Here is a 13,469-nt window from a genome sequence, read left to right as displayed (position 1 = left end):
TTTAATAACTATAAATAGTTAAGACCATGGACCCTAGATCCACTTTCAAAAAACTACTGCCAGCCGCAGCTTTTGTGGCAGCACTGGCAGTAATGCCTGGCTTGCAGAGCTGCAGCAAAACCGATAATAAAGCTGCCGGCGGCTCTTCCAGTTCGGCCCTTTCTTCGGATGCCGCTTCGGCCGTTTACGTTGCGCCCGGCAAGCACGATGAATATTATTCTTTCCTTTCCGGCGGTTTCAGCGGGCAGGTTGCGGTTTACGGACTTCCATCCGGCCGATTACTGAAAGTGATCCCGGTCTTCTCGCAGAACCCGGAAAATGGCTATGGCTATAACGAAAATACCAAGCCCATGCTGAACACGTCTTTCGGTTTTGTGCCTTGGGACGATCTGCACCACCCGAAACTTTCGCGCGCCAATGAGACCACCGATGGCCGCTGGTTATTCGTGAATGGTAATAATACGCCGCGCATTGCCCGGATCGACCTGAAAACGTTTGAGACCGTAGAGATCGTGGAAATTCCCAACTCAGCCGGTAACCACTGTTCGCCTTACCCAACCAACAACAACGAATATGTAGTGGCGGGTACGCGTTTCTCGGTACCGGTAACGGCCGAAGGCAAACTGCAGGACATATCTTTGAAAGAATATAAAGACAAATTCCGCGGTACCATTTCCTTCCTGAAAGTAGACAAAGACCATGGCGATATGAACCTGGATTTCCAGATCATGGTACCTGGTTTTGACTACGACTTAGCGAACGGCGGTAAAGGCCCATCTTCTGACTGGATCTTCTTTACTTCTTACAATACCGAAAAAGCCGGTACGCTGAAAGAAGTTGGTGCTTCTCAGAACGACAAAGATTACCTGCTGTGCGTGAACTGGAAATTAGCGGCTAAATACGCTGCGGAAGGCAAAGCCCGCGAAATTCCCGCCAACTACGCGCACAACAAAATGAACCACGAAACGAACCAGGCTACTTCTACCATGAAGAAAACGGTGCGGATCTTATTGCCGGAAGAATGCCCGGATATGCTTTACCTGGTGCCGGTACCAAAATCGCCGCACGGAGTTGACGTGGACCCAAGCGGTGAGAACATTGTGATCTCTGGTAAACTGGCTTCCGTAATTCCGGTTCACTCTTTTTCTAAAATGCAGACTGCTATTAAGAACAAAGATTATATCGGCGACATTAACGGCATTCCGGTGCTGAAATACGAATCAGTACTAAGAGCAGAAGTGAAAGAGCCGGGCTTAGGTCCGTTGCACACCGAGTTCGATGGTAAAGGTAATGCGTATTCTTCTATGTTCGTATCTTCTGAGGTAGTAAAATGGAGCCTGAAAGACTTTAAAGTAAAAGACCGGATTCCGGTTTACTACTCTATTGGTCACTTACTGATTCCGGGTGGCGATACCAAAGACCCGAGCAGTAAATACCTGCTGGCCATGAACAAGATCACCAAAGACCGTTATCTGCCAACCGGCCCGGAGTTAGCCCAGGCTGGCCAGCTGATCGATATCAGCGGGGAGAAAATGAAAATGCTCTTAGACTTCCCGCTAATTGGTGAACCGCACTATGCACAAGCCATTGCTGCTGAGAAAATCGCGCCGAACAGTGCCAAAATGTACAAGCTCGATGCGAATAAAAACCAGTATGCAACCCGCAAAGAAGGTGATACCAAAGTGGTTAAGAACGGCAACCGGATCGACGTGTACATGACTGCCATCCGAAGCCACTTAACCCCGGATAATATTGAAGGCATTGAAGTGGGCAACGAAGTGTACTTCCACGTTACCAACCTGGAGCAAGACTGGGACGTACCGCATGGATTTGCCGTGATGGGTGCTCAAAACGCAGAATTGCTGATCATGCCAGGCGCAACGAATACTTTCAAATGGGTGCCAACCAAAACCGGGGTGTTCCCATTCTATTGTACCGACTTCTGTTCTGCGCTTCACCAGGAAATGCAGGGGTATGCCAGGGTTTCTGCCAAAGGTTCTAACGTGCCGATTGCTTTCTCTACCGGGGAAAAAAGAAAAGCCCCTAGCCAACCTTGATAAACTAAACTTTAACCGGAGCGGCCTATAAAGCCGCTCCGATTTTTTAACGGCTTTCAGTTATAAAAAAAGCCATAAACAAACTTAAAAACATATCGCCATGAGCAATGTATCTAAAATTCTGATGCTGCTGGCGGCCCTTTCTCTGAGCCTCCTGTTTTTCTTCCCCATGTGGAAAATTTACCTGGAAGCCCCGCAATACCCGGAAGGACTGGAAATGCACATTTGGGTAAACAAACTCGGAGGAAATACCGAATATACCCTCCAAAACTTCAACATTCTGAACCACTACATCGGCATGGAAAAAATTAAGGCCGATTCGTTTGCCGAACTGAAATACATGCCCTACATTGTTTATTTCTTAATTGGCTCCGGCATTATCATTGCTTTTTTAAATTCCCGCAAACTGGTACTGACCTGGTTAATAGCCGTTATAATTGGCGGAACTGCCGGGTTAATTGATTTCTACATGTGGCTGGTTAAATTCGGAACGAACCTGGATCCGATGGCGCCCATAAAAGTACCGGGCATGACCTACATTCCGCCATTTTTAGGCAGCAAACAATTGCTTAACTTCAAGGCATTATCGCTTCCCGATATCGGCGGACTCTCGATTGGAATCGCCATTTTACTGGCCGCCATTGCCGTTTATATTGAATTCTTTTACCGGAAGAAAACCCGGTCTGCTACTGATAAACTCCAGACTGCCTGAAACAAAACTTCTGAACTTAACTCATACCGCACATATGAAAACACTTTTTTTGCTTCTATCCCTACCGTTTTTCGCGCTGCTTCTTTCCGGTTGCGAAGCCAAACAACAGCCCATTCCTTATGGCCAGGCTAACTGCACGCATTGCCAGATGACCGTTTCCGACAAACGATACGCCAGCGAACTGGTTTTAAAAACCGGCAAAGCGCTGTACTTCGATGCTTCGGAATGCATGATCAAATACCTGGAAGACAATGCCGATGCGAAAGAAAAAGCGAAGATGTTCCTGGTAACCGATTTCAATACGCCGGAAAAACTGATCGATGCGGACAAAGCCATCTTCCTGCAAAGCAAAAACCTGCCGAGCCCGATGGGAATGTTTTTAACGGCGTTTACCAATCGCGCGGCGGCTACCGAAATGCAGGAAAAAAACGGTGGCAGAATTCTGACCTGGAACGAGACGGTGCAAGCCGTGAAGCGCAATGAAAGACCCGAATAGTTGCCCGGCAGTTTTTACCCCGAAAAGCATAGCGTTTTTGGATAATCTGATGAACCGTCAGCTAAAGCAGGCGGCAATGAATTTCTCCCGGATTTTCAAAAAGCGTTTTTCATTGCCGTTGGTTTTAACCAACGGATTTAGGCAATTGAAAATGAAAAGGCTGAATCTATATTTGCCGAAATATTCATTGCCGTCTGCTTTAGCTGACGGACTACTGACCCTGAAATGTTCAGCACTTTTTCTGCTGTTTTCCCTGACGTTTTTTGTTTTAAATCCTACTCACGCGGCCGACTTAAAAGTCTGCAAAACCTGCGATTACAAAACGGTAACTTCTGCAGTGAATGCAGCCAAACCGCACGACCGCATTTTGGTACAGAAAGGTTATTATACGGAAAGCAACATCCAGATCAAAAAACCGGTGCAACTTATTGGCGTAGGGAAACCGGTTATCGATGCGAAAAACAAAGGCGGCATCTTTCAGGTGGAAACGCGGCACGTAGTGATCAAAGGCTTTGAATTGCAGAACGTGGAAGTGAGTTACATGCGCGATTATTCGGCTATAAAAGTGTACGAAGGCGCGCACGTTACCATTACCGACAACCACATTAAAAACGCTTTTTTCGGCATTTATTTACAACGCACCGATAGCTGTACCGTGAGCCGCAATATTGTGGAAGGTGAAGCGCGAACGGAAACGACTTCAGGCAACGCGATCCATTTGTGGTATTCCGATTTTATCAAGATTTCAGACAATAAAACCAGCGGTCACCGCGACGGCATTTACCTGGAATTCGCCAAACGCTGCACCATAAAAGACAACCTGAGCTTCGGAAACATCCGGTACGGTTTGCACTTCATGTTTTCTGATGGCAATGTGTATACCCACAATACTTTCCGGAATAACGGCGCCGGCGTGGCCGTGATGTACACCCGCGATATTGTGATGAAGCACAATACTTTTGAGCACAACTGGGGCCCGGCAGCGTACGGATTGCTGTTGAAAGACATCAGTCGCAGCACCATTTCAAACAACCGGTTCATAAAAAATACGGCCGGCATTTATATGGAAGGGTCTACTTACCTGCACATCGAAAAGAATACGTTCCAGGGAAATGGCTGGGCGTTGCGCGTGCTTTCGAGCTGCTCAGAAGATACGTTTCGGCTGAATAATTTCATGAGCAACACGTTTGACGTTTCTACGAACGCCAACAGCGCAAGCAATTATTTCAGCCATAATTACTGGGATAAATACGAAGGCTACGACCTGAATAAAGACAAGATCGGCGACGTGCCGTACCGGCCGGTGAGTTTGTTTTCGCTGGTGGTGGAACGGGTACCGAGCTCCATTATGTTCCTGCGCAGTTTTATTGTAGATTTAATGGACCGGATGGAAAAAGTTATTCCATCTTTTACGCCGGAAATGTTGAAAGACGACAGTCCGGTTTTAAGACAATACGCTTATGATCACGCTTGAAAATCTGAGTAAAAGCTACGGCAAATTACAGGTGCTGAATAATATTTCGGCTCAGTTTAACGCCGGCCAGGTTGTTTCTATTATCGGTCCGAACGGTTCCGGCAAAACGACTATGATCAAGTGTTTGCTGGGCATGGTTTTGCCCGACAGCGGCCGCATTATGGTAGATGGTGCGCCGGTTATAAAGCAGTGGGAATACCGCAGCAAAATTGGTTACATGCCGCAGATCAGCCGTTTCCCGGAAAACATGAAAGTGGAGCAGCTCTTCAAAATGATGCGCGACATCCGGAAAAGCAACAAAGTTTTAGACGAAGAATTGATCGGGCAATACAACATTCCGGCCATGTTCCAAAAAAGCCTGGGCTCGCTTTCCGGGGGAAACAAACAGAAAGTAAGCGCCGCGTTGGCCTGCCTTTTCAACACCGAAATTCTGGTGCTGGATGAACCCACAGCCGGCCTCGACCCGCTCAGTTCCGAGATCCTGAAAACGAAAATTCTGAAAGAAAAAAACAAAGGCAAACTGATCCTGATCTCCTCCCACATTATGAGCGAAATAGACGAAGTAGCCGACGATATTTTCTGCCTCGTGGACGGTAATTTCAGGTTCTACCAGAGCATTGAATCCATTAAGGAAATTACCCAGGAAGCCCGGTTGGGAAAAGCAATTGCAAAAATGATGGCTGTTTAAAAAGCCGCAAAATCATGAACAAGATCATCAAATACGTACTTTACGATATCCTGCGCAGCCGCACCATTATCGGGTACACCGCCTTTTTATTTCTCATGTCGTTCGGGTTGTTCAACCTGGAAAGCGACCCGACCAAAGCCGTTTTAAGTTTGCTGAACGTGGTGCTCTTAATTGTGCCGCTCATCAGCATTATTTTCGGCACGATCCACTTTTACAACTCCACCGAATTTATTGAATTGCTGGTTTCGCAACCCATAAACCGGCGCAAAATTTTCCTAAGCGAATACCTGGGCGTGGCGCTTTCTTTGGCCATGGCATTTGTAGTGGGCGTTGGCGTTCCGGCCATGCTTTTCAACCCCGGTCCTACTTCTATTTACCTGGTAACTTCGGGCGTTTTTCTAAGCTTTATTTTTACATCGTTAGCCTTTTTAGCTTCCGTGTTAACCCGCGACAAAGCCAAAGGAATTGGGATTGCGCTCATGCTCTGGTTCTACTTCAGTTTGCTATACGATGGCATTGTGATGTTTATCCTTTTCTACTTCGCCGATTACCCGCTGGACAATGCAACGTTGCTGCTACTATCGCTGAATCCAATTGATTTGGGCCGCGTGCTGGTACTGCTAAACATCGATGTTTCCGCTTTAATGGGTTATACCGGCGCCTTGTACAAAAGCTTTTTCGGCAACTGGGTTGGCATTGCGCTGGCTTTTGGGCTGATGGTGATCTGGGTAATGGTGCCGTTATTCTTTGCGCAGCGGAAGTTTGTGAAGAAGGATCTGTAACCCCACCCAAGCCTAATTCAGGGAGGGAGCTTTTTAAAAAAGGTAGCCCAGGGTTTAAACCCTGGGCTACCTTTTTTAATTATCCATTCTTTAATCCAACCCACAAGTTTAGGGACAGCCGTAACGTGAGGGAATTTCTTTGGCATGTTGGCAACTTGCCTGCAAGGCAAACAACCTGTCTGCTATGAAAAATCAGATATACCGAATCGGATGCTTCCGACTTTAAAAACAGACTAAATAAAAATCCCACAAGTTATGGCTGTGCCTAAACTTGCGGAATGAATTTGATGTCTTAAAACGCTGGGGATTCAGGCGGAAAAAGCCATTGATGCGATTCAGAAAGCCAGGTTTATTTTAGCTATGGCATCCCGCCAGTTTCTGACCAAAAACTAATGCCGTTTGGCGTAATTCCTACCGGAATGGTGGCAGTAACTTTCTCTGAAGCTACATCTATTACGGAAACGGAACCATCGTTGGTGTTGGTAGAATAAGCCGTTTTGCCACTTTTGCTAACCACCACGCCGTGCACCGCATTGCCTACCGTAATCGTATTCGTAACAGCTCCATTTTCAATATCGATCACGAAAACCTTATTTGATGCAGGTCGGTTCAGTAAAACGCCCTGATCGCAAACAAAGAGCTTATTACTTTCGGGCGTTGGGTAAAGCTGGATCGGCCCTTGCGCAGTGGCGGGTAATGGGATCCGGTCTAAAGTTTTGGTTTGCAGGTTGTAGCGCACTATTTCTTTGGTATCGAACAGCGAGGCAAAAACATATTTTCCATCCGGCGAAACCGCGGTTTGCACGGCCATTCCTCCTACCGGAATTTCCGTTACCTGACCGTTTGCCGCATCAATTTCCGAAATGGTTTTGCCTTCCATGTTTGCGGCGTAAAGTTTGCCGTTAAAATACCGGAGCCCGTGTGGCTGGTGCGTGGCTGGCAGCGTGTAAACATTTGTAGTAAAAAATGTTTCGGTGCTGATCTGAAGCACCAGGCCCGCATCGGTGGCGGTTACATAGGCAAACCTCGAATCGGAATCCAGCACCACGTGAGCCATGTGTAAATGCACCGGCATCGTAATCCTGCGCAAAACCGTGTCGGCTTCTGCGTTAATTACTACCATTTTTTCGTCGGTAGTATGATCCATGGGTACGCCGGTTACCCAAACAGTTTTTCCGTTGGGTGCCACCTGCACGTTATGCGCCATCAGATCATTGGAACTTCCTTCGTTAATGTTGATGGTTTTCACCACTTTGTTCGAAGCCGCATCTATCACCGAAATGGTGCCCGCGTGTTCGTTGGCAACATAAATCTTACCGGTTTCAGAACTCGGGATCGGCTTCGGAATTTCTTCGGGATCTTTATCTTTACAGGAATTCAGGTTCAGCCCCATGAGCAGCAGCCCAAATAGAATTATCATTTTTTGAATGGGAGTAAGATTAGTTCGCATGATCTTTACCATTAAGTTAGAAACCAAAAAGCGGGGCTACCGAAATTTGACAAATTCAGATAACCACGTTTCTATACAATAATTTTCCGGCCACTTAAAAAGCTTTTTAAAGCCCTGAAGTTTAGGCGAAAACGATATCCTTTTTAGGCAAAAAACTGCTACTCCGCTTCCTTTAACCCATTTTAGAATTCATCAAGTTAGCATTGCTTCGGCCACTCCTACTGCAAAAATTCCGGCACCAACATTATCGGCATCAAACCATTCGGCAAACGAATTTTCAGTTTCGGAAAGCTTTAAACTGTGCAATTCTATATTATCCGGCAGCAGGTTTTGCAGCCGGTCTTTTATGTCGAGTAACATGTTTTCGCAGCTGGGTTGATACGGCAGCAAAACCAGTTTTTCGTTGTTCTTTTCCAGTTGTTCCACCAATGGTTCCGGAGCTTTTTCATTAAGCAACAGAGCATGATCGAAGGGTTTTATCACGGCAAGTTCTACCGTTTTTTTCAGGTCGCCGAAATCCATTACCATGCCGTTTTTGGGGTGAAGATCATCCAGCAACGGCTCACCGATGATCGTTACCACCAGCTTGTAAGAATGCCCGTGAATGTGCCGGCACGCACCGTCGTAACCTAGCAACGCGTGCGCGGTTTCGAAGGTAAATTTGCGGCTTAATCGTATCTTGTCCATTTCAAAAACTAAGCGCCGGCAAAAGCATTTTCATCGATCAGCAAGGCATCCGCCGCTTCGAACAATTCTTCTTCCATCAGGAAATAACCATTGGTATTTTCCGGGAACAAGGTTGGCAACAACTGGCGGTAATAAGCAATGCCCTGCAACAGGTTTTCGCGGAAAGTGCGCAGGTATTTCTCCTGTTTGTCGGTAGGGTTATCAAACTGGGCTTTTTTCAATTTCAGCCAATACGTAACATACATTTTCAGCTCGTTCACAAACATGTGCGGACGGTACGCATCGTTCAGAATATCGTGGCGGCCGTAAATATGATCCACCATTTCTTCCAGCGAATACACACCGGAAAAATAAGCCAGGTTCGGTCCCGGACAAATGGCTACGGCGTTGCGGTTTTTGGTCTTGATGTCGTTTACCACCAAAGCGGTATGCGCAAGCCCTTCGCACAAACATTCTTTGGCCAGCACGCTTTCCACTTCTTTCTGGTAAACTTCCGGCGCTAAATTGGCTTCTTTTAGTTCTTCCAGTTTGCGCACCTGGTACTTGCGTGAAGCCGTGCAAATGGGCTGGTCAGTAAATTCGGTATTGGAAACGAGGTGTTTTTTTACGCAGGGGCTGCCCGGTTTTCCTTTGGCAATGCGGCTTAATTTCAGTTCTTCGGATGTTGTATTGCGCAAAGAATTGAACGGCACACCAAGCGGTGAGATCGGGCTTAAATACAGGTCTTCTTCGCGGGCATCTACCAGTTTTTGCAGGGTATTTTCATCTACCGTGGTCGCTTCTGGAACGAGTAAGAATGGCGTTCCCCAGCCGGTGGCATCGGCGCCGTAATGATCGAGCAAAAAGTTCTGTTCTTCGGCCGTGCCAATGCCGCCCTGCACAGTTAACCGGGTTTCCGGTGTTTCGGCAGGAACGTTCCAGCTTTTGGCTTCACAGGCTGCTTTGTAAAAGCCGAAAAGTTCTTGGCGCAACACTTCACGGTTCAGGCGGAATTCCTCCAGAATTGGTCCGAGTAAAAAGCCGTCGGTAGCAAACGCGTGGCCGCCGCAGTTCAAACCAGATTCGATCCGGAATTCGGAAACCCAGAGGCCTTTTTTAGCCATGATCTTGCCCTGTACGGCCGCCGAACGGTAATCGCTTACTTTGATGATGATCTTCTTTTTGAAACCGTTTTTACCGTATTGAAACGCTTCCGGAAACTGCTCCATGTAGCCGTACAAACGCATGTTCATGCCCGCCGAATAAACTACCGAAGAAACGCCTTCCGAAGTTGCAAAGCCGCGCAGGCCAGCCAGCGCATCGGAGAACTCGAAAGGAAGCGGCGTACCGTCTTTTTTGTAGTTTGTTTTGTCCAGCTTCGTCATGATATTAACATCTACGGCGCCGGGTTGTACTGCTTCGCGAAGCTGGTTTTGCAACACTGTCTTTTGGGTTTCGTCTTCGGTTTGCAGCATCTGGTTATACAGCTTTTTCAGCGGGGAACTGTTGGGCAGCATCCTGAAATATTTGCTGATGCGGGAACTGGCATCGAAGGCTTCTTCGCGGATCTTGCCGGTTAAAATCTGCACGTATTTATGCAGCAAATTGAGGTAAGCGTTTATCCGACGGGCGCGGTAATCAGGCTGATCGGGCGTGATGGCTTCAAACGGCTCGTGGTATTTCCGGCTGTAATGTTCGCGCATTTGTTCGATCAGGGTATCGTCGGAAAGGGAAACCACGGAACTGATGCCGAATGGCCCCACTTTAAGGGGTGAATCGATGGAAAAAGCAAGGCCCATAACCGGGATGTGAAACGCGTGAAGATTTGGTTGCTGCATCATAATGTTTTAATTTTTGGCTGTTTTATAGGTTATCAGCCGGACTAATATTTGGTTACTTTTTATTGCGGTTTAAGTACCGTTTTTTGTTTTGTCATCCCGAGCCTGCGAGGGATCGATCGCGTACCGAACTAATTGGTAAGAAATTCATTTCTTAGCCGAATTCCATAGAAGTATGTATAAGTTTCCTCGACGTTGCTCGGAATGACGTAATAAATTGGATTTAACTAACTCTGACTTTTCAGGCTCAAAACCCTAGCGTTTTACAGATTCCGGCGTTTCATTTCGGCTTCCAGCAGGTTCAGTTCGCGGCTCATTTGTCCGGCGATGGCGGTGTTTTCTTCGGCGCGGCGCATAAGGTAAGGCATGGCTTTTTTAACTTCGCCATAAGGCAAATATTTGGAGGCAGAAAAACCAGCTTTGGCTAACGCGAAAGTCAGGTTATCGCTCATGCCATAGAGCTGCGAAAAATGGAGCACTTTGTGGTGGAAGCGGATGTTGCTTTTGGTTATTTCGCTTACTAAAAGTTCGGTGCTTTTCTGGTTGTGCGTGGCAATGCAAAGGTGTACTTTCGGCAGGTGGCGCAGGCAAAGCAGAATGGCATCGTCGAAGCTTTTATCGGTGCCTTCTTTCGTATCGAAAACCGGTGAAGGTTGGCCTTTTTGCGCTGCGCGTTCGCGTTCTTTTTCCCAGTAGGCGCCGCGCACCAGTTTAATGCCGAGCAACCCCGGGCGGTCTTCCATGCGGTGAATGAAATCTTTGAGGTAAGCTAAGCGGTCGGTGCGGTACATTTGCAGGGTATTGTAAACCACGGTGCGTTCCTGGTTGTACATGCGCATCATTTTCTCAGCCATGTCGTCGATCGGTTTCTGGATCCAGCTTTCTTCGGCATCGATGTACACGCTGATGCCAGCTTCGGAAGCGCGTTTACAAATCTCGTGCAGGCGGTAAAAGGTTTTCTCTAAGGAGAAATCTTCGGCTTCGTTCAGTTTCTTTCCAGCGGTTACTTTTTCGAAAATTTCCGGACTTCCCAAGCCGGTCATTTTAACGCTGATGTAGCCAATGCCGGGGGTGTTTTTAGCCAGTGAAATGTTATTCAGGATCTGGTTTTTCACGTGCTCAAAACCGGCTTCGGTTACTTCGGCTTCGGCGGCGTAATCGAGCACGGTGCTTACCTGGTAATTATGCAGTTTATCGATCACGGGCAGGGCATCGTTCACGGTTTCGCCGCCGCAGAAATGCCGGTAAATGGTGCCTTTCAGCAAGCTTTTAACGGGCAAACCCATAGCCAGCGACCATTTAGCCGCCGTGGTGGAAAGCTTCATGAGGGCCGGATTATTTACCACCCGAAAAAGCCAATATGCCAGGCGCAATTCGTGGTCGGATTTGTGCGCGAAGGCGTTGGTTAGGTTATTAAAATCGGGCTGGGTGGTACTGTTATGGTTAAGCGTATTCGTTTGCATATGCTTGCTTTTTAGAAGGTTCGAGTATTTCGAAAGGAGGAATATTTTTGGTTTCGGTATCCGCTTTCTTACCGGAAAAGAATTGCTGCAATAGCGGAAAAACAATCAGGGCAAAACCGATGAAAAGGAAAATTCCGGCGAAGATGAATACCGCAAAAAACGGCACCAGTTTCTGCATTAAAAGGGCGTGTGGCATTTCCGGTTCGTACCATTGGTACCAGGCATTGGTTAAACCGGCGCCCATTAATGCCAGCCAGAAAACCAGCAGACTGCCGTTGCTCAGCCAGTAACCTACCTTCGCTTTCATCATATTTTTAGGCGACAACGCGCCGAAAACCTGCCCGAAAATGTAGAATGCCAGCGCTAGCAAGATCATGGAATTGATACCGATGGTCGTGCCCATGGCGTGCGCGACGGTTACGTGCGTGCCGTGCGTGTGCAGGTTTAGCGCCGGAATGGACATTAAAATGGCTACGCCTAAATTCAGGAAAATCCAGACATCGGCAGCGGCCAAAAAACGGTAGGGCATTTGGTAAAAAAACTGCCGCATTTCGCTTACGCTCCGCTTCCATTCCCAGAGAATTTTGCCGAAGATCAGCAACTCAGTCATGCTTATTAGATAAGCCGTGTGTTTGATGTAAGGCGAAACCGGCAGCGCGTAAATGTGGTGGCCCCAATTGAACATGAGATTCGTTAAACCCAGGAACCAGAAAAAGTAAGTTTTGCGCGAAAAAGCAAAGCTGTTGTCGCCGCTGATCTTCGCCATTAAAAAGAACGCCGCGCCGTAAATCAACTGGTTCCAGGAACCGACAATGGCGCCGTAACTTTTCCATTGCACGGCCATGTCGCGCACCAGATCGTCGCCGAAATATGGCAGCAACCACAAATACGATTCGGCCAGGGAAAAAATAAAGAAAACAATTCCGGTAAGCCACATCCAGTAATAAACCGGCCAGCGCTTCATGGTTCCGTAAACCGAACGCCAGAAAACGCCCAGGAAAACCACCCAGGCCAGCACCAGCGGAATGGCTAAATACGGCGGAAATTCCCAGTATTCGCGGCCGCCGAAGTTGCCGGAAAAATAAGCGATGGCGCTGCCAACGGCCACGAAACAAACCAGACCATAATGCAGCAATATCCATTTGCGGGTGCGGCGTTTCAGCAGTTTTTCGGTGCCTAAAAAGTAATACACGCAGCCCGAAGCCCCAAGCAATAACCAGAAAACCACCATGGAAACGTGCAGCGGCCGCAGCTTGGTAAACGGCAAAGTATCGCGCCACAAACCGGGCATCACGTATTGCGCTGCCGCCAGCAACCCGAAGAACATTCCCAGCAGGAAAACCGCTAAGGCCGTGGCAATAAATATGGTGGCTGAGTTGCGTTTCATTTTCGCGTTTCTCCTTCCGAAGTGATGGTGCCATCCAAACCAATTTCGTAGCTGTGCACGCGGTTGTTGCCGCTTTTATCAGCTTGTTCCAGAAAGGCCAGCAGCGCTTCAATTTCCGTGTCGTTCAGGTGGAAATTAGGCATAACCTGCGTACCATTTTTCATGATGGCGGCGGCGTAATTCTTTCCTTTGCCTTTGGTGGAAAGCGTGTTGGTAAGATCCGGGCCGAGATAACCGCCCAGGCCATAAAGCTGATGACAGGAACTGCAATTATGTTGCTGCCAGAGCATTTTGCCTGCTACCGCTTTCGGACTTATAACATGATTATTTTCCGGAACGGCCTGCGTATATACAAAGCCCGAAAATACCAGAAACCCTACGCCCAGCAAGGTGTAAATAAAGCGGTGGTAGCTGAAATTGCGTTCGGGCATGAGCAGAAAACGTTAGGGAAAACGA

At 47.7% G+C, this 13,469-nt stretch carries 12 protein-coding genes; 6 read left to right on the top strand and 6 right to left on the bottom strand.

Annotated elements, in window-relative coordinates:
• Nucleotides 1-26: 26 nt before the first annotated feature.
• The 6 genes from nosZ to I5M27_RS05370 all read left to right on the top strand — a co-directional run bounded on the left by nosZ (nt 27) and on the right by I5M27_RS05370 (nt 6,209).
• On the top strand, nt 27-2,057 hold the full coding sequence (nosZ, locus tag I5M27_RS05395) for a Sec-dependent nitrous-oxide reductase (protein WP_200505154.1): 2,031 nt from the start codon (nt 27-29) through the stop codon (nt 2,055-2,057).
• Nucleotides 2,058-2,157: 100 nt separating this feature from the next.
• Entirely contained in the window at nt 2,158-2,769 is a 612-nt protein-coding gene (locus I5M27_RS05390) for a hypothetical protein (protein ID WP_200505153.1), read from the top strand.
• A gap of 34 nt (nt 2,770-2,803) precedes the next feature.
• Nucleotides 2,804-3,265, top strand: a complete 462-nt coding sequence (locus I5M27_RS05385) for a nitrous oxide reductase accessory protein NosL (RefSeq protein WP_200505152.1) — start codon at nt 2,804-2,806, stop codon at nt 3,263-3,265.
• A 151-nt stretch (nt 3,266-3,416) separates the two neighbouring features.
• Nucleotides 3,417-4,739 (top strand): nitrous oxide reductase family maturation protein NosD, encoded by a 1,323-nt coding sequence (locus I5M27_RS05380; RefSeq protein ID WP_200505151.1) that lies wholly within the window; start codon nt 3,417-3,419, stop codon nt 4,737-4,739.
• Nucleotides 4,726-5,427, top strand: a complete 702-nt coding sequence (locus I5M27_RS05375) for an ABC transporter ATP-binding protein (RefSeq protein WP_200505150.1) — start codon at nt 4,726-4,728, stop codon at nt 5,425-5,427. Before I5M27_RS05380 ends, I5M27_RS05375 begins: the two co-directional genes overlap by 14 nt.
• A gap of 14 nt (nt 5,428-5,441) precedes the next feature.
• A complete protein-coding gene (locus I5M27_RS05370; RefSeq protein ID WP_200505149.1) occupies nt 5,442-6,209 on the top strand; it encodes an ABC transporter permease subunit in 768 nt (255 codons plus the stop codon).
• A 358-nt stretch (nt 6,210-6,567) separates the two neighbouring features.
• Here the strand turns inward: I5M27_RS05370 and I5M27_RS05365 are convergent, their stop codons facing one another.
• The 6 genes from I5M27_RS05365 to I5M27_RS05340 form a co-directional block, all read right to left on the bottom strand.
• Nucleotides 6,568-7,629: a YncE family protein gene (locus I5M27_RS05365; protein ID WP_200505148.1), complete on the bottom strand. Its 1,062-nt coding sequence runs from the start codon at nt 7,627-7,629 to the stop codon at nt 6,568-6,570.
• Nucleotides 7,630-7,851: 222 nt separating this feature from the next.
• The gene (locus tag I5M27_RS05360) at nt 7,852-8,346 is read right to left on the bottom strand and encodes a 6-pyruvoyl trahydropterin synthase family protein (RefSeq protein WP_200505147.1); all 495 of its coding nucleotides are present in this window, start codon (nt 8,344-8,346) and stop codon (nt 7,852-7,854) included.
• A gap of 8 nt (nt 8,347-8,354) precedes the next feature.
• Nucleotides 8,355-10,166, bottom strand: coding sequence for a nitronate monooxygenase family protein (locus tag I5M27_RS05355; RefSeq protein ID WP_234462409.1), 1,812 nt, complete (start codon nt 10,164-10,166; stop codon nt 8,355-8,357).
• 260 nt (nt 10,167-10,426) lie between these two features.
• On the bottom strand, nt 10,427-11,626 hold the full coding sequence (locus I5M27_RS05350; RefSeq protein ID WP_200505146.1) for a proline dehydrogenase family protein: 1,200 nt from the start codon (nt 11,624-11,626) through the stop codon (nt 10,427-10,429).
• Nucleotides 11,607-13,013, bottom strand: a complete 1,407-nt coding sequence (locus I5M27_RS05345; protein WP_200505145.1) for a cbb3-type cytochrome c oxidase subunit I — start codon at nt 13,011-13,013, stop codon at nt 11,607-11,609. The genes I5M27_RS05350 and I5M27_RS05345 overlap by 20 nt, the downstream gene beginning before the upstream one ends.
• Nucleotides 13,010-13,444, bottom strand: coding sequence for a c-type cytochrome (locus I5M27_RS05340; RefSeq protein WP_200505144.1), 435 nt, complete (start codon nt 13,442-13,444; stop codon nt 13,010-13,012). Before I5M27_RS05340 ends, I5M27_RS05345 begins: the two co-directional genes overlap by 4 nt.
• Nucleotides 13,445-13,469: the final 25 nt, after the last annotated feature.

The sequence above is a fragment of the Adhaeribacter terrigena genome (assembly GCF_016623615.1).
Taxonomy (GTDB): Bacteria; Bacteroidota; Bacteroidia; order Cytophagales; family Hymenobacteraceae; genus Adhaeribacter_A; species Adhaeribacter_A terrigena.
Note: the sequence above shows the minus strand (reverse complement) of the source record. Positions and strands in the feature narration are given on the sequence as shown.